At 71.0% G+C, this 15,648-nt stretch carries 15 protein-coding genes, 1 pseudogene and 1 riboswitch; of the genes and pseudogenes, 8 read left to right on the top strand and 8 right to left on the bottom strand.

Features of this window, described 5'->3' with window-relative positions; genetic code table 11:
• Positions 1 to 97 precede the first annotated feature (97 nt).
• The 3 genes from nagA to EAO72_RS24290 all read right to left on the bottom strand — a co-directional run bounded on the left by nagA (position 98) and on the right by EAO72_RS24290 (position 3,261).
• Complete coding sequence (gene nagA / locus EAO72_RS24300; protein WP_148019374.1) at positions 98 to 1,261, bottom strand: N-acetylglucosamine-6-phosphate deacetylase; 1,164 nt, start codon at positions 1,259 to 1,261, stop codon at positions 98 to 100.
• On the bottom strand, positions 1,261 to 2,193 hold the full coding sequence (locus EAO72_RS24295; protein WP_148019373.1) for an ROK family protein: 933 nt from the start codon (positions 2,191 to 2,193) through the stop codon (positions 1,261 to 1,263). The genes nagA and EAO72_RS24295 overlap by 1 nt, the downstream gene beginning before the upstream one ends.
• Positions 2,194 to 2,352: 159 nt before the next feature.
• Positions 2,353 to 3,261, bottom strand: a complete 909-nt coding sequence (locus EAO72_RS24290; protein WP_148019372.1) for an SIS domain-containing protein — start codon at positions 3,259 to 3,261, stop codon at positions 2,353 to 2,355.
• A 223-nt stretch (positions 3,262 to 3,484) separates the two neighbouring features.
• Here EAO72_RS24290 and EAO72_RS24285 point away from each other — a divergent pair, with 223 nt between their 5' ends.
• The 3 genes from EAO72_RS24285 to EAO72_RS24275 all read left to right on the top strand — a co-directional run bounded on the left by EAO72_RS24285 (position 3,485) and on the right by EAO72_RS24275 (position 5,789).
• On the top strand, positions 3,485 to 4,750 hold the full coding sequence (locus tag EAO72_RS24285; RefSeq protein ID WP_459112827.1) for an extracellular solute-binding protein: 1,266 nt from the start codon (positions 3,485 to 3,487) through the stop codon (positions 4,748 to 4,750).
• A gap of 32 nt (positions 4,751 to 4,782) precedes the next feature.
• On the top strand, positions 4,783 to 5,052 hold the full coding sequence (locus EAO72_RS24280; RefSeq protein ID WP_148019371.1) for a DUF3263 domain-containing protein: 270 nt from the start codon (positions 4,783 to 4,785) through the stop codon (positions 5,050 to 5,052).
• 83 nt (positions 5,053 to 5,135) lie between these two features.
• Positions 5,136 to 5,789 carry a hypothetical protein gene (locus EAO72_RS24275; RefSeq protein WP_148019370.1) on the top strand — a complete coding sequence of 218 codons (654 nt, stop codon included), beginning with the start codon at positions 5,136 to 5,138 and terminating at the stop codon, positions 5,787 to 5,789.
• Here EAO72_RS24275 and EAO72_RS24270 read toward each other — a convergent pair.
• On the bottom strand, positions 5,777 to 6,337 hold the full coding sequence (locus tag EAO72_RS24270; protein WP_148019369.1) for a sensor domain-containing protein: 561 nt from the start codon (positions 6,335 to 6,337) through the stop codon (positions 5,777 to 5,779). The two genes, EAO72_RS24275 and EAO72_RS24270, sit on opposite strands and share 13 nt — an antisense overlap.
• Positions 6,338 to 6,480: 143 nt before the next feature.
• Between EAO72_RS24270 and otsB the strand changes: the two genes are divergently transcribed.
• The gene (gene otsB, locus EAO72_RS24265) at positions 6,481 to 7,338 is read left to right on the top strand and encodes a trehalose-phosphatase (protein ID WP_148019368.1); all 858 of its coding nucleotides are present in this window, start codon (positions 6,481 to 6,483) and stop codon (positions 7,336 to 7,338) included.
• A 148-nt stretch (positions 7,339 to 7,486) separates the two neighbouring features.
• On the opposite strand, the gene EAO72_RS24260 is transcribed toward otsB, so the two are convergent.
• On the bottom strand, positions 7,487 to 8,878 hold the full coding sequence (locus EAO72_RS24260; RefSeq protein WP_148019367.1) for an alpha,alpha-trehalose-phosphate synthase (UDP-forming): 1,392 nt from the start codon (positions 8,876 to 8,878) through the stop codon (positions 7,487 to 7,489).
• A gap of 159 nt (positions 8,879 to 9,037) precedes the next feature.
• A complete protein-coding gene (locus EAO72_RS24255; RefSeq protein ID WP_148019366.1) occupies positions 9,038 to 9,988 on the bottom strand; it encodes a glucosyl-3-phosphoglycerate synthase in 951 nt (316 codons plus the stop codon).
• 153 nt (positions 9,989 to 10,141) lie between these two features.
• Positions 10,142 to 10,268, top strand: a riboswitch (SAM riboswitch).
• Positions 10,269 to 10,285: 17 nt separating this feature from the next.
• Between EAO72_RS24255 and thrC the strand changes: the two genes are divergently transcribed.
• From thrC to groL, 4 genes are all read left to right on the top strand, one after another.
• A complete protein-coding gene (thrC, locus tag EAO72_RS24250) occupies positions 10,286 to 11,578 on the top strand; it encodes a threonine synthase (RefSeq protein WP_148019365.1) in 1,293 nt (430 codons plus the stop codon).
• A gap of 30 nt (positions 11,579 to 11,608) precedes the next feature.
• Complete coding sequence (locus EAO72_RS24245) at positions 11,609 to 11,887, top strand: MoaD/ThiS family protein (RefSeq protein WP_148019364.1); 279 nt, start codon at positions 11,609 to 11,611, stop codon at positions 11,885 to 11,887.
• 447 nt (positions 11,888 to 12,334) lie between these two features.
• Entirely contained in the window at positions 12,335 to 12,541 is a 207-nt protein-coding gene (locus tag EAO72_RS24240) for a cold-shock protein (protein WP_003967346.1), read from the top strand.
• 403 nt (positions 12,542 to 12,944) lie between these two features.
• Complete coding sequence (groL, locus tag EAO72_RS24235; protein WP_123524516.1) at positions 12,945 to 14,570, top strand: chaperonin GroEL; 1,626 nt, start codon at positions 12,945 to 12,947, stop codon at positions 14,568 to 14,570.
• 104 nt (positions 14,571 to 14,674) lie between these two features.
• Here groL and EAO72_RS24230 read toward each other — a convergent pair whose 3' ends face one another.
• Both EAO72_RS24230 and EAO72_RS43275 read right to left on the bottom strand, forming a co-directional pair.
• Positions 14,675 to 15,163 (bottom strand): DinB family protein, encoded by a 489-nt coding sequence (locus tag EAO72_RS24230; RefSeq protein WP_148019363.1) that lies wholly within the window; start codon positions 15,161 to 15,163, stop codon positions 14,675 to 14,677.
• A 367-nt stretch (positions 15,164 to 15,530) separates the two neighbouring features.
• A pseudogene (locus EAO72_RS43275) lies at positions 15,531 to 15,648 on the bottom strand (helix-turn-helix domain-containing protein); the annotation flags it as partial.

Raw genomic sequence — 15,648 nt, 5'->3', positions numbered from 1 at the left:
GCCCAGACGTCGGGACCAACCGCCGTCTCTTCGTTACGCGGAGGGCGGCCCGGTCAGGCGGATCGGGCCGTCCCTTCGTTACGCGGAGGCGGCCCGGTCAGGCTGATCGGACGGCCTGCGGCTGAATGATCCACTCGCCCCGGCGCATGACGCCCGCGATCCGGAAGTCCTCGTCCAGGACGACGAGGTCGGCGTCCTTGCCGGGCTCCAGGGAGCCGACCCGGTCGTACACACCGAGGAGCCGGGCCGGGTTGGCGGAGATGGACTGCACCACGTCGCCGACCGGGATCCGGTCGATGGTGACGGCCCGGTGGAAGGCGGTGTCCAGGGTGAGGGTGGAGCCCGCGATGGAGCCGCCCTCGACGAGCCGGGCGACACCGTCCTTGACCTCGACGGCGAGCGGGCCGAGCTGGTACTGGCCGTCGCCGAACCCGGCCGCGTCCATGGCGTCGGTGATCAGCGCGACGCGGTGCGCGCCCGCGTGGTGGTAGGCGAGCTCCAGGGCGGCGGGGTGCAGATGCGTCCCGTCGTTGATGAGCTCGACGGTGATCCGCTCGTCCTCCAGGAGGGCGGCGATGGGTCCGGGCGCGCGGTGACCGAGGCCCGGCATCGCGTTGTAGAGGTGCGTGGCGACGGTGGCACCGGCGTCGATGGCCTCGACGGTCTGCTCGTACGTGGCGTCCGTGTGCCCGATCGCGGCGATGACGCCGTGCTCGGCGAGCAGCCGTACGGAGTCGATGCCGCCCGGCAGTTCGGTGGCGAGGGTGAACATCTTCGCGGTGCCGCGCGCCGCGTCCATGAGCTTGCGGACCTCGGCCGGGTCCGGGTGGCGCAGCAGGCTCTCGCTGTGGGCGCCCTTGCGGCACGGGGAGATGAACGGGCCCTCGAAGTGGATGCCGGCCAGGTCGCCCTGCTCGACCAGTTCGGAGAGGATGCCGGCGCGCTCGGCGAGGAAGTCCATCTCGCCGGTGACGGTGGAGGCCACCAGGGTGGTGGTGCCGTGTTCGCGGTGGGTGCGGACGCCGGTCAGGACGTCGTCCACGGTGCCGGAGGTGAAGGAGCCGCCGCCGCCTCCGTGGTTGTGCATGTCCACGAAGCCGGGAACGATCCAGTGACCGGACAGGTCGACGGCCGGGGCGCCCTGTGCCGAACTGCCGGCGATGCGGGTGCCCTCGACGATCACCCGGCCGTTCTCGACGGTCCCGGTGGGGAGCACCACCCGGGCACCTGCGAGAACGGTGCTGTCTGCGCGTCCGGCCATCAGGCGGATACCTCCGTGGAGAGAAGATCCCAGGCGAGCAGCCCTGCGCCCAGGCATCCGGCGGTGTCCCCGAGGGCCGCCGGGACGATGTGGGGCAGCTTCTGGAACGTGACGCGTTCCTCGACGGCCGCACGGAGTGGTGTGAACAAGGTTTCCCCGGCCTCGGCGAGACCGCCACCGATGATGAGCGTGCGGGGGTCGAGCAGGGTGAGCGCGGTGACGAGTCCGGCGGCGAGCGCGTCGACGGCGTCGGTCCAGACCGCCACGGCCCTCGGGTCGCCCGATGCGACGGCCTTGGCACAGTCGGCGGCATCGGCCTTCGCGTCGCCGGAGGCGGCGGCCCAGGCACGGCTGACGGCGCCGGCGGAGGCCAGCGTCTCCAGGCAGCCGCGCTGGCCGCAGGGGCAGTCCGGGCCGTCCGGCCGGATCACGATGTGGCCGATCTCGCCCGCGTAGCCGTGGGCGCCCGCCTCGATCGTGCCGGCGATGCCGATGGCGCCGGCGATCCCGGTGCCCAGCGGCACGAACAGGAAGCGGTCGGCGCCCCTGCCCGCGCCGATCCGGCCCTCGGCGAGTCCGCCCGTCCTGACGTCGTGGCCGAGGGCCACGGGTACGCCGCCGAGCCGTTCGCCGAGCAGCCGGCGCATGGGTACGTCGCGCCAGCCGAGGTTCGCCGCGTAGACGGCGACCCCGTTCTCGGCGTCGACGATGCCGGGCACCGCGACGCCGGCCGCGAGGGCGCTGTCGCCGAGGTGCTCCTCGCCGTAGGCGCGCAGATCCGCCGCGAAGGCGAGGACCGACTCCACGACGGCGTCGGCCCCCCGCTCTCTGCCGGTCGCGCGCCGTGCCTCGTAGAGCAGGGTGCCGTCGGCCCCGACCAGTGCGGCCTTCATTCCGGTGCCGCCCACATCGAGGGCGATGACGTGTTTCACGGGAAACAGTTTCGCCCGACGACCCCCAAAAGGTCTAGTCCACTATCGCTGTTTGTTGCGCATCCATACAAAATCGGGGCCGCAACCCGTCGGCAACCGGCCGCAACCCGGACGCAACCCGCCGGCAACCGGCCGCAACCGTCGAGGAAGCCGTCCGGCCTACCCGGGAAGGATCACGCTGCGCGACAGGTTGCGCGGGTGGTCCGGGTCGTAGCCCTTCGACTCCGCGAGGACGACCGCGAGCCGCTGCGCCCGGATCAGGTCGGCCATCGGGTCCGCCGACCGGTGCGCGACGAGCGTTCCGCCGACCGCCGCGACCTCACCGGCGAGCCCCTCGGGCAGAGGGCCGAAGACCCAGGCCACCCGGTTCGGACCGGTGATCGCGATCGGGCCGTGCCGGTACTCCATCGCGGGGTACGACTCGGTCCAGGCGCCTGCCGCCTCGCGCATCTTCAGCCCGGCCTCCTGGGCGAGCCCGTAGGTCCAGCCGCGCCCCAGGAACGTCCACTGCTCGGCCGCGACCACCGCCTCGTCCAGCGGCTCGGTCACCGCCAGCTCCGCGTCGACGGCGGCCTCGGCGACCGTCTTCACCCCGGCCGGCAGCGGGCCCGCCGCCTCCAGGCCGGCCCGCAGGAACGCCAGCGCCGTGGTGGCGAACCGGGTCTGGACGACCGACTCCTCGTCCGCCCAGTCCAGCACCGCCACGGTGTCGGCGGCGTCCATGACGGGCGTCTTCGGGTCGGCGGTCAGCGCGACGGTGGCCACCGTGCCGCGCAGCTCGCCCAGCAGCGCCAGTACCTCGCTCGTCGTACCGGAGCGGGTGATCGCCACGACCCGGTCGTACGCCCGCCCGGCGGGGAATTCCGAGGAGGCGTACGCGTCCGTCTCGCCCTGCCCCGCGGCCTCCCGCAGCGCCGCGTAGGCGATGGCCATGAACCAGGAGGTGCCGCACCCGGTCACGGCGACCCGCTCGCCCGGACGCGGCAGCCCGTCGAAGGCCGCACCCGCCTCGGCGGCACGACGCCAGCAGCTGGGCTGGGTGGCGATTTCTGATGCGGTACGGGACATACTCGACGGCTCCTCGCGGCTGGGGCGGTGGCCGGGTCGGGCCCGGCCGAGACCTCCTTAGCAGTCGCTCCGCGTCCCGTGCAATGCTGCTGTGTTGCGGAAGCGATACCCCGGTGGTGTAGACCTCCTTCTCGGGCGTGGTGCAAAATCGCAGCTCATCCGGAGGGCGCCCATGCCGACGTGGGTGCCGCGGGTGGGGCAATCAATGAGGACGGACTGGGCTGTGCAGCGGCGTTACTTGGGACTGACGGCGGCTGTCGCCGCACTGGGGATGACGGTCGCGCTGGCGGGCTGCGGAGGCGACGGGAGTTCGGGCGACGTCACGCTGAAACTGGTCGCGGCCGACTACGGCACCGGCGAGGGCAACAAGTCGCAGACGTACTGGGACGGGGTCGCCCGGAGCTTCGAGGCGTCCCACCCCGGCATCAAGGTGGACGTGACCGTCTATCCGTGGACGGACGTCGACCGCAAGGTCGCCGAGATGGTGAAGGACGGAAAGGCCCCCGACATCGCGCAGATCGGCGCGTACGCGGACTACGCCAAGGCCGGCAAGCTCTACTCCGCCGACGAGATGCTCAGCATCCCGACCCAGGCCAACTTCCTGCCGAAGCTCGCGGACGCCGGCCGCGTCAGCCGGATCCAGTACGGGCTGCCGTTCGTGGCCAGCACCCGGCTGCTCTTCTACAACAAGGACCTCTTCTCCCGGGCGGGCCTCACGGCCCCGCGGACCTGGGACGACATAGCCTCCGACGCCGCGGCGCTCAAGCAGCGCGGCGTGACGTACCCGTTCGCGCTGCCGCTGGGCCAGGAGGAGTCCCAGGCCGAGACCATGATGTGGCTGCTCAGCGGCGGCGGTGGCTACACCGACGACGTCGGCTCGTACGACATCGACTCGGCGGAGAACATCCAGACCTTCGGCTGGCTGAAGTCGAACCTCGTCGACAAGGGTCTCGTCGGACCCGTCGCCCCCGGCAAGCTCGACCGGGCGAAGGCCTTCGCGGCGTTCACCAAGGGTGAGGTCGGCATGCTCAACGGCCACCCCACCCTGATGGAGGAGGCCCAGAAGCAGGGCGTGAACTTCGGCATGGTGCAGCTGCCCGGCGCCAACGGGCCCACCAAGACGTCGATGGGCGTCGCCGACTGGATCATGGGGTTCAAGCAGAACGGCCATCGCGTGGAGATGGGCAAGTTCTTCGACTTCATGTTCAACGACAAGAACGTGATCGCGTTCGCCGACAAGTACGACCTGCTGCCGGTCACGGACAGTGCGTCGGCTTCGATGGAGGACACCGCCAAGTACAAGCCGCTGCACCAGTTCCTGGCCGCGCTGACCGAGGCGGAGTTCTATCCGTTCGGCAAGACGTCCTGGGCCCAGGCCAGTGAGTCGATCAAGGAGAACATCGGCAAGGCGGTCGAGCCGGGAGCCAACCCGGAGAGCGTGCTCCAGCACATCGCGCAGGAGTCCGCGGCGGCCGAGAGCGCGGAGTAGCGGTCCGCGGCCCGCGCAATATATTGGCTGATATGACCGCCCTCCCCCCGAACGGCCCCGACGAGCCCGCCCCTGCCGCCGCACTCTCCGACCGCGACCGCGCGGTCCTCGCGGTCGAGCGTCAGTCGTGGGCGGGGCCGGGTGCGAAGGAGCGCGCGATCAGGGAACAGCTCGGCATCTCCCCGACCCGCTACTACCAGCTCCTGAACGCCCTGCTGGACGACCGGCGCGCGCTGGAGGAGGACCCGGTGACGGTGAACCGCCTGCGCCGGGTCCGGGAGGCGCGGCGGGGCCGGCGGTGACCTCCGGGCCCGGGCCGGCCGGAGATGCTCCGCACCACTGGACGCCCGAACGGATGCGGGAGGCCCGGCCGCTGCCTCTCCCGATGCGGCTCGGGCCCTCGCCCGACCGGCGGGTCCCCGCCTCCGCGCTCGACCTCACCGCACCGGCCGAGCGGCCCGGCCTTCCCGCCGAGGGAGCCGAGCGGGCCGGCCTGTGGACCCTGCTGCTGACGGAACAGGGCCCGGCCGCCGAGGCCGCCGGTGCCGCCGCGCTCGCGGCGGCGGAACGCGGGGTCTACGCCGGACTCGAACCGGGTCCGATACGCCGCCGGTTCGCCGTGGTCCGCGGCGGACTGCGCCTGCTCGTCTCCGCCCGCCTGGGGTGCCCGCCGGACCGGATCGCCGTCCTGGACGGGGCCTGTCCGCTGTGCGCACGGCCGCACGACAGCGTGGCCGCTGCGTCGGGAGCGGCGCCGGTGCACTTCTCCTGGGACCGGTGTGGCGACCTCGTCGTCTACGCGCTGTCCGCGACGACGGTGGGAGCAGGCGTCTCCCCGCTCGCCGGGCGCGGTGATCCGGACGCGGCGGCGGCCGCGCGACGAACGGCCCGCCTGACGGCCGGAGACCGCGCGGTGATGCGCGGCGGGTGCACGGGGCCGGGGATCATCGCGGACCGGAGCGTGGACATGGTGGCCGTTCCGCACGGCTACGCCGCGGCGGTGGTACGCCACACCGGCGCGGCCGGTCAGCCGTCCTGACCCGAACCGATGAACCCGCGCACCACGCGGACCTGCAGGCGCGCCAGCCGCACGATGACCCACGGACCGGCGAAGAGGGCCACCACACCGCCCGAGAAGTGCAGCGCGACCACACCGAGAGGATGCGGACCGCCCCACGCCGGGTCCGGGTAGGAACGCCAGCCCCAGACCGGGTACGTGAGGTTGCGCGCGCAGACGATCAGCCAGCCGGCCACCGCGAGGAATCCCAGCGCGCCCACGAGCATGTTGAGGAAGAAGAAAGCGGCATGGCGGACGAAGCGCCGGTCCCCGCTGCGGCGGCCGATCTCCTCGCCCAGCCAGAACCGGGCACGGATCCGCTCGAAGCCGGGGCCGGCCACGGCGACCACCGTGAGCATGGCCAGCAGGACGAGGGGCGCGAGTTCCTCGTGGCCGTGGTCCTGGGCGGCCATCAGGACATACCGCAGAACCATGATCAGACTGAGTGCGAGCGGCAGGAGGAGGCTGTACAGCATGTACATCCAGGTCTGTCGCCGTAACAGCAGCCGATGTATCGGTGTATCGGGCACGGAGCGGTTCCTTCCTCGGAGGCGGACACTTTAAGCCCCTCCGGCGGGTCGAGGAGCAGAATGTGAGTCAGCGCCCAGGCCACCGGCGCCGGCAGGCCGGTCGCAGGCCCCCGCGGACGGGCCACCGCCTATAGGCTCGGCGTATGGGCAGCACTCCGCACACCCCGCCCCTGCCGGCSCCGGTCACCCCCGCCGGACAGGAGGGCCTCGCCGCGCTCCTCGCCCGGCCGGACCGCGCCGTCATCGCACTCGATTTCGACGGCACGCTCGCCGACATCGTCCCGGATCCCGAACAGGCCCGCGCCCACCCCGGTGCCGTCGAGGCACTGGCCGCGCTGGCCCCCAAGGTCGCGTCGATCGCCGTGATCACCGGCCGCCCGGCCGGCGTCGCGGTCCGCTACGGAGGCTTCGCCGGGGTCGCGGGACTGGACCGGCTCGTCGTCCTCGGCCACTACGGCGCCGAACGCTGGGACGCCGTCTCCGGCACCGTCCACGCCCCCGCCCCGCACCCCGGCGTCGCCGCGGTCCGCGCCGAACTCCCCGGCGTACTCGACCGGTTCGACTCCTGGCACGGCACCTGGATAGAGGAGAAGGGCCAGGCGCTCGCCGTCCACACCCGCCGCGCCGCCGACCCGCAGGCCGCCTTCGAGGCCCTGCGCGGCCCCCTGGGCGAGCTCGCCGCCCGCCACGGCCTGATCGTCGAACCGGGGCGTCTGGTCCTGGAGTTGCGGCCCTCGGGCATGGACAAGGGCGTGGCCCTCACGCAGTACGTGCACGAGACGGGCGCGGGTTCCGTTCTCTACGCCGGTGACGACCTGGGCGACCTCGCCGCGTACGCCGCCGTCGACAAGCTCCGCACCGAGGGCCCCGAAGGCACGCCCGGCCTGCTGATCTGCAGCGGCAGCGCGGAAGTGCCCGAACTGGCCGAACGCGCGGACCTGTCGCTGCCGGGGCCCGGAGCCGTAGTCGCGTTCCTGTCGGCCCTGGCCGAGCGCCTCTAGCCGGCCGTCCGGCCGGCGTCGGCCCTGGCCGAGGGCCTCCAGCCGGTCGTCCAGCCGGTCGTCGGCTCTGGCGGAGGACCTTCCAGCCGGTGGTCCAGCCGGCCGTCGGCCCCGGCCACGGGCCTCCATCCGTTCGTCCAGCCGGTCGTCAGCTCTGGCCGAGGGCCTCCAGCTGGTCCAGGAACCACTGCTGCGGCGGCAGCGCGGTGGCCGCCGCGGCCAGTCGCTCCGTGCGGGCCGTCCGCTCGTCGTCCGCCATCGTCAGCGCCTCGTGGAGGGCCGCGGCGGTGGCGGACACGTCGTACGGGTTCACCGTGAGCGCGTCGGCGCCCAGCTCCTCGTACGCCCCCGCCTCCCGCGACAGCACCAGCGCGCAGCCGTGGTCGGAGACGACAGGGACCTCCTTGGCGACCAGGTTCATCCCGTCCCGGATCGGATTGACGAGTGCGACGTCCGCCAGCCGGTACGCCGCCAGCGAGCGGGCGAAGTCGTCCTTGACGTGGAGGACGACCGGGGTCCAGTCCGCCGTCCCGTACGCCTCGTTGACGGACTCGGCGACGCGCTGCACCTCGGCCGTGTACTCCCGGTAGACCGCCAGGTCCTGCCGGGAGGGGTAGGCGAAGGCGATGTGGACGACGCGCCCGCGCCACTCGGGCCGCTCGTCGAGCAGGGCGCGGTAGGCGAGCATCCCTCGGACGATGTTCTTGGACAGTTCCGTGCGGTCCACCCGCACGATCGTCTTCCGCCCCGGGCCCACCTGCTCCCGCAGCGCCGCCATCCGCTCGTCCACATCCGCCTCATGGGCGCGGCGGCGCAGGAAGTCCGCGTCGGCGCCCAGTCCGTGCACCCCGACCCGGGTGTGCCCGGTGCCGCCGAGGATCTCCGTGCAGCAGCCGATGAACGCGTCGGCCCAGCGGCGGGTCAGGAAGGCGGCCCGGTCGGCGCCGAGGATGCCGCGCAGCAGCTGCTCGGCGATGTCGTCGGGCAGCAGGCGGAAGTAGTCGACGGGCGCCCACGGGGTGTGCGAGAAGTGACCGATCCGCAGGTCGGGCCGGAGCTCGCGGAGCATGCCGGGCACCAGCGCCAGGTGGTAGTCCTGCACGAGGACCGCGGCGCCCTCGCCCGCCTCCTCGGCGAGCGCCTCGGCGAAGGCCCGGTTGTACGTCTCGAACGACGCCCACTGCCGGCGGAACTCCGCGTCGAAGACCGGCTCGACGGGGGTCTGGTAGAGCAGGTGGTGGACGAACCAGAGCACCGAGTTGGCGATGCCGTTGTACGCGTCGGCGTGCACGTCCGCGTCGATGTCGAGCATGCGGACGCCCGGTTCGCCGACCCCGCGCCGCACCGCCTCCCGGTCACCGTCCCCGAGGGCGGCGCAGACCCACATCTTGTCGTCGACGGCGCTCAGGCCGGAGACGAGCCCGCCTCCGCCGCGCTTGGCGTCGAGGGTGCCGTCCTCGCGCAGCGCGTACGAGACCGGGCCGCGGTTGGACGCGACGAGTACCTGGGCAGCGGGCTGAGGGGCGTGCTCGGAGACCATGGGCGAAATCTAGCCCGATCATGAACCGCCCAAACGTGCGAAAGCAGGCCACGTCACGCCGCGCGGCGTGAAACGTACCCCCGTCACCTCACGCCGTGCGGCGTGAACATGCCGCCCCGGTCACCTCACGCCGTGCGGAGTGAACGTACCGCCCCCCTCTCACGCCGCACGGCGTGAGACGTACTCCTCGATCTCGCGCATGGGCGGCCGCTCCTCGGTGTCCACCGGGTAGGTGCGCGGGACGAAGCCGTGCTCGCCGCGCTCGAACTGGGTCAGCGAAGGGCGGACCAGATGTCCCCGGGAGAGGCGGAGTTGAGCGGTCCGGTAGATGGCGGCCGCCATCCGGCCGAGCGCCTGGCCGTCCTGGTGGCGGTGCTTCCTGACGCCGACGTCGACCTGGGCGAGCGCGTCCAGGCCGACCGTGTGCAGGGCGTCGACGAGCAGGCCCAGCTCCACTCCGTAACCGACCGGGAACGGCAGCCGCTCCAGGAGTGAGCGGCGCACGGCGTACTCGCCGCCCAGTGGCTGGACGAACCCGGCCAGCTGGGGCCAGTGCAGATTGAGCAGCGGGCGTGCCACCATTTCGGTGACCCGGCCGCCCTGACCGGTGGTGTCGCCGAACGGGCGGTCGTACATGGCCTTGACGAACTGCACCGAGGGATCGGTCAGTAGCGGGCCGACGATGCCGGAGACGAAGTCCGCCGAGAAGTCCTTCAGGTCCGCGTCGATGAAGCAGACGATGTCGCCGCCGGTCACCAGCAGTGACCGCCACAGGACCTCACCCTTGCCGGGGACGGCCGGAACGCGGGGCAGGATCGCGTCGCGGTGGACGACGCGGGCGCCGGCCCGGCGGGCGACCTCGGTGGTGGCGTCCGTCGAACCGGAGTCGATCACCACGAGCTCGTCGACCAGCCGGACCTTCTCCATGAGCTCGCGCCGGATCGTCGTGACGATGTCCCCGACCGTCTCCGCCTCGTTGAGCGCGGGCAGCACCACGCTCACGGTGGGGCGGCCGTGCGCGTCGTTCCTGGCGTCGAGCAGACGGTCCAGCGGACGGTCGGCGGCTGACCAGGAACGCCTGGTCAGCCAGCGTTCGACCTCTTCCAGCACGGTCGATACTCCCTGTATGTGATCCATCTCGCGGTACGGACGACTATCTCAACAGTCCGGTGCTTCGGTTACAGTCTTGAACAACGCAGATGGCCGTCGCATGCCGGGGTCCGTCCGCCGATAAACGCCTGGATCCATGGTCCAGTGCCACAGCGCTCATCCAGAGGGACTGAGGGAACGGCCCGTTGAAGTCCCGGCAACCCTCCCGCCGACCGCGAGGTCAGGTGGGGAAGGTGCCAATTCCGTCTCGTGACGAAATGCGTCGCGAGGAAGATGAGGAGAAAGGGCCTCGCCATCATGGCTATCGAGACTGTTGCAGCACCCACTGAGACTTCCGTGGACCTCGGTCCCGCCGCGGCGCTTTCCTGCCGCGAATGCGGAGAGCGATTCGCACTCGGCCCCATTTTCGCCTGCGCGTCCTGTTTCGGGCCGCTCGAAGTGGCGTACGACCTGCCGAGCGGCTCCCCGGACGAGCTGAAGAAGCGCATCGAGGCCGGACCCAACAACATCTGGCGCTACGCGCCGCTGCTGCCGGTCCCCTCCGATGTCGCGGACAAGCCCAACATCAACCCCGGCTTCACCAAGCTGGTCAAGGCCGACAACCTCGCCCGTGAGCTGGGCGTCACCGGCGGTCTGTACGTCAAGGACGACTCCGGCAACCCGACGCACTCCTTCAAGGACCGCGTCGTCGCGATCGCCGTCGAGGCCGCCCGCGCCTTCGGGTTCACCACCCTGTCCTGCTCCTCCACCGGCAACCTCGCCGGCGCCGTGGGCGCCGCCGCCGCCCGGGCCGGTCTGCGCTCGTGCGTGTTCATCCCGCACGACCTGGAGCAGGGCAAGGTCGTCATGGCCGCGGTGTACGGCGGTGAGCTGGTCGGCATCGAGGGCAACTACGACGACGTCAACCGCTTCTGCTCCGAGCTCATCGGCGACCCGCTCGGCGAGGGCTGGGGCTTCGTCAACGTCAACCTGCGCCCGTACTACGGCGAAGGGTCCAAGACCCTCGCGTACGAGATCTGCGAGCAGCTCGGCTGGCGGCTGCCCGACCAGATCGTCATCCCGATCGCGTCCGGCTCGCAGCTCACGAAGATCGACAAGGGTCTCCAGGAGCTGATCAAGCTCGGCCTGGTCGAGGACAAGCCGTACAAGATCTTCGGCGCCCAGGCCGAGGGCTGCTCCCCGGTCTCCGCCGCCTTCAAGGCCGGTCACGACGTCGTACGGCCGCAGAAGCCGAACACGATCGCCAAGTCCCTCGCCATCGGCAACCCGGCCGACGGCCCGTACGTCCTGGACATCGCACGCCGCACCGGCGGCGCCGTCGAGGACGTCAACGACGAGCAGGTCGTCGACGCGATCAAGCTGCTGGCCCGCACCGAGGGCATCTTCGCCGAGACGGCCGGCGGCGTGACGGTCGGCGTGACGAAGAAGCTGATCGACGCCGGTCTGCTGGACCCGGCGCTCACCACCGTCGTCCTGAACACCGGTGACGGCCTCAAGACGCTGGACGCCGTCGCCGCCACCTCGCAGGCGAGCGCCACGATCCGCCCGAGCCTGGACGCCTTCCGCGCCGCCGGCCTCGCCACCAGCTGACCACCCGAGACTTCAGGAAGGGCACCCACCATGAGCGTCAAGGTCCGTATCCCCACCATCCTCCGCACCTACACGGGCGGCCAGGCCGAGGTCCCGGCCGAGGGCGCGACCCTCTCCCAGGTCATCGAGTCCCTGGAGAAGGACCACCCGGGCATCGCCGCCCGCGTCCTGGACGACCAGGGCAAGCTGCGTCGCTTCGTGAACGTGTACGTCAACGACGACGACGTGCGCTTCGAGGGCGGCCTGGACGCGGTCACCCCGGACGGCGCCGGCATCTCCATCATCCCGGCCGTCGCCGGCGGCTGCTGAGCCACGGCCCTCGGGCCTTTCACGGCCGCCCGGCCGACTTCACAGCGTGACCATGATTGCCCCCTCCGCAAGAGAAGCGGAGGGGGCAATTCTGCATGGTTGAGCGGGGTACAGTGAGGGAAGTCCCCTCCGCTGCCCGTGCCCCCCGCATATGAGAATGCGCCCGGCCACGACAAGAAGCAGCCAAAGTGTTCGAGCTCCTTGCGCCATAAGTCGCCTTTGCCTGGCCCGACTTGCCCTGGAATCTCATGAATTCCTCATATTCGGGCGATCGGTTCTGCTCAGAATTCTCGTCCGATTGACCTGTTGCAGAGGGCAGTTGGGCAGATACATTCGGCCGCGGTCGACGCGTTCCGGCGCACCCACCCTCTCCTGTCGGAGGGTGAGTTCTGACCCGGGCCCGCGAAGTGCGGTCCTGTGCAAGGGCCAGTAATAGGGGAGTTAGGCATGGCTCAGGGCACCGTCAAGTGGTTCAACGCGGAGAAGGGGTACGGCTTCATCGCGGTCGACGGTGGTGCGGATGTTTTCGTCCACTACAGCGCGATCCAGATGGACGGGTACCGCACCCTCGAAGAGGGTCAGCGAGTTGAATTCGAGATCTCGCAGGGCCAGAAGGGGCCGCAGGCGGACATGGTCAAGCTCGCCGTCGGCTGAGCCCGGCCGGGTTCGACGCAGTCGGTCGACGACACTACTCACGCACGGAGGGCCCGTACCCACAGGTACGGGCCCTCCGCGCGTCCGGGGCCGCTCGCACCCACAGGCGCGGGCCTCCGCGTCCGGGGCCGCGCTTACCCACAGGTACGGCCCTCCGCGCGTCCCGGGCCGCTCGCGCCGCGTCCCTCGCCGCTGTCCACATCCCGAGGGGGAAGCTTGCACTCTCGGGGGTCGAGTGCTAATTATTGGCTTAGCACTCTCTGGGTGAGAGTGACAGAAACTTGGACCGGGCCGGTGAGGCCCGCAGGCCTCCGGGGCAAGGAACCGGCAGGCACGCAGGCCGTCCGTCGCGGGCGCCACTCGGTCCGGAGAAATCCACCCCTGTCCGGGAGGACCACTTCATATGGCCAAGATCATCGCCTTCGACGAGGAGGCCCGGCGCGGTCTTGAGCGCGGCATGAACCAGCTCGCCGACGCCGTCAAGGTCACCCTCGGCCCCAAGGGCCGCAACGTCGTCCTTGAGAAGAAGTGGGGCGCCCCCACGATCACCAACGATGGTGTGTCCATCGCCAAGGAGATCGAGCTGGAGGACCCGTACGAGAAGATCGGTGCGGAGCTGGTCAAGGAGGTCGCCAAGAAGACGGACGACGTCGCCGGCGACGGTACGACCACCGCCACCGTTCTCGCTCAGGCACTCGTCCGCGAGGGCCTTCGCAACGTGGCCGCGGGTGCGAACCCGATGGCTCTCAAGCGGGGCATCGAGAAGGCCGTCGAGGCCGTCTCCGCCGCCCTCCTGGAGCAGGCCAAGGACGTGGAGACCAAGGAGCAGATCGCTTCGACGGCCTCCATCTCCGCCGCCGACACCCAGATCGGCGAGCTCATCGCCGAGGCCATGGACAAGGTCGGCAAGGAAGGCGTCATCACCGTCGAGGAGTCCCAGACCTTCGGTCTGGAGCTCGAGCTCACGGAGGGCATGCGCTTCGACAAGGGCTACATCTCGGCGTACTTCGCCACGGACATGGAGCGCATGGAGTCGTCCCTGGACGACCCGTACATCCTGATCGTGAACTCGAAGATCAGCAACGTGAAGGACCTCCTTCCGCTGCTCGAGAAGGTCATGCAGTCCGGCAAGCCGCTGCTGATCATCGCCGAGGACGTCGAGGGCGAGGCCCTGTCGACCCTGGTCGTCAACAAGATCCGTGGCACCTTCAAGTCCGTCGCCGTCAAGGCCCCGGGCTTCGGTGACCGCCGCAAGGCCATGCTCGGCGACATCGCCATCCTCACCGGTGGCACCGTCATCTCCGAGGAGGTCGGCCTCAAGCTGGAGAACGCCGGTCTCGACCTGCTCGGCCGCGCCCGCAAGGTCGTCATCACCAAGGACGAGACGACGATCGTCGACGGCGCCGGTGACAGCGACCAGGTTCAGGGCCGCGTCAACCAGATCCGTGCCGAGATCGAGAACTCCGACTCGGACTACGACCGCGAGAAGCTCCAGGAGCGCCTCGCGAAGCTGGCCGGCGGCGTGGCCGTCATCAAGGCCGGTGCCGCGACCGAGGTCGAGCTCAAGGAGCGCAAGCACCGCATCGAGGACGCGGTGCGCAACGCCAAGGCCGCCGTCGAGGAGGGCATCGTCGCCGGTGGTGGCGTGGCTCTGCTCCAGGCCTCGGCCGTCTTCGAGAAGCTCGAGCTCTCGGGTGACGAGGCGACCGGCGCCAACGCCGTCAAGCTGGCGCTGGAGGCTCCGCTCAAGCAGATCGCCGTCAACGGTGGTCTCGAGGGTGGCGTCGTCGTCGAGAAGGTGCGCAACCTGCCGATCGGTCACGGCCTCAACGCCGCGACCGGCGAGTACGTCGACATGATCGCCGAGGGCATTCTCGACCCGGCGAAGGTCACGCGCTCCGCCCTGCAGAACGCCGCGTCCATCGCCGCGCTCTTCCTCACCACCGAGGCCGTCATCGCCGACAAGCCGGAGAAGGCCGCTGCCGGCGGCGCTCCGGGCGGCATGCCGGGCGGTGACATGGACTTCTGATCCTGACGGATCGGTAGCTCCCGCACAGCAGTACAGGACACCGGCCCCCGGGGATTCGTCCCCGGGGGCCGGTGTCCTGTCTGTAGCCGCGCGGCGCGCACGGTTCAGCGGCCGGTGGTTCCGTCGAGGAGTTCGCGCAGGATGTCGGCGTGGCCGGCATGACGTCCCGTTTCCTCGATCATGTGCGTGAGCGCCCACCGCAGGGACGGCCCTTTCGGCCGGGACGCCGGACGGGCGACGGCGGCGGTCAGGTCGGAGGCGGCGCGGACGACCGTGTTCGCCCGGGCGGCTGCCTCGCGGTAGGCGGTCAGGACGTCGTCGACCGTGTCGCCGGGAGCCGCGGCGAAGGTGGCCTGCCAGTCGGTGACCTGCTCGCCGAGGAACAGGGAACGTTCCACGTGCGCGAGGTGGTTGACCAGGCCCAGCAGGTTGGTGCCCGACGGGACACCGGGCGTACGGACCTGCGGCTCCGGTACGCCCTCGACCTTGGCCGCCATGCAGCCGCGCAGGTAGTCGAGTGAGCCGAGCAGTACGTCCTTCTCGGAGGTTCCGGTGCTCGGCGGCGGCAGGTCGCGGCGGCGGGTGGAGCTCATGGGAGTGCCCTTCTGTGAGAACGGTTGAGCCGGGGGAGGCGGGTCGTGCCGCTCGGCCGGTGGCCGTCCGGCGGATCAGCAGGACGTGGTCGACGACCTGGGCAAGCTGCGGCGGTCGCCTCACGGGAGCTGTCGTGCACTTCCCGGAAGCGGCCCGCAGCCATGGATGGTGCTTCCCGATGGACGGTGCTTCTCATCGGACGTGGTGGGACGAGACTGCCCGGGCACCGGCCGGAATTGCACGAGAACTTGCCGTATCGGCATGATGCCGACCATGGACGAGGACCGGAGCGACCGGAACGGCCGGGGTGACGCGAACGACCGATACCACCGGAGCGACCGGAGCGACCCGGACGGCCCGGGGGGCCCGGGGGTCGCCGGTGGGCGGCGCGCCCACGAGGTCGTCCAGCGGCACTCCGTAGGCGCGGGCCAGCGGGAGGAGCAGTTCCAGGTTGGCGCGGCGCCGGCCGCCCTCCAGCCGGGAC

Source organism: Streptomyces sp. OR43, assembly GCF_008042275.1.
GTDB lineage: Bacteria > Actinomycetota > Actinomycetes > Streptomycetales > Streptomycetaceae > Streptomyces.
Note: the sequence above shows the minus strand (reverse complement) of the source record. Positions and strands in the feature narration are given on the sequence as shown.

Excerpts from the sequence above, each read along its gene's own strand:
- nagA (WP_148019374.1), bottom strand. The coding sequence starts at position 1,261 with ATGGCCGGACGCGCAGACAGCACCGTTCTCGCAGGTGCCCGGGTGGTG.
- EAO72_RS24290 (WP_148019372.1), bottom strand. The coding sequence starts at position 3,261 with ATGTCCCGTACCGCATCAGAAATCGCCACCCAGCCCAGCTGCTGGCGT.
- EAO72_RS24280 (WP_148019371.1), top strand. The coding sequence starts at position 4,783 with ATGACCGCCCTCCCCCCGAACGGCCCCGACGAGCCCGCCCCTGCCGCC.
- EAO72_RS24275 (WP_148019370.1), top strand. The coding sequence starts at position 5,136 with ATGCGGCTCGGGCCCTCGCCCGACCGGCGGGTCCCCGCCTCCGCGCTC.
- EAO72_RS24260 (WP_148019367.1), bottom strand. The coding sequence starts at position 8,878 with ATGGTCTCCGAGCACGCCCCTCAGCCCGCTGCCCAGGTACTCGTCGCG.
- thrC (WP_148019365.1), top strand. The coding sequence starts at position 10,286 with ATGGCTATCGAGACTGTTGCAGCACCCACTGAGACTTCCGTGGACCTC.
- EAO72_RS24245 (WP_148019364.1), top strand. The coding sequence starts at position 11,609 with ATGAGCGTCAAGGTCCGTATCCCCACCATCCTCCGCACCTACACGGGC.
- EAO72_RS24240 (WP_003967346.1), top strand. The coding sequence starts at position 12,335 with ATGGCTCAGGGCACCGTCAAGTGGTTCAACGCGGAGAAGGGGTACGGC.
- groL (WP_123524516.1), top strand. The coding sequence starts at position 12,945 with ATGGCCAAGATCATCGCCTTCGACGAGGAGGCCCGGCGCGGTCTTGAG.
- EAO72_RS24230 (WP_148019363.1), bottom strand. The coding sequence starts at position 15,163 with ATGAGCTCCACCCGCCGCCGCGACCTGCCGCCGCCGAGCACCGGAACC.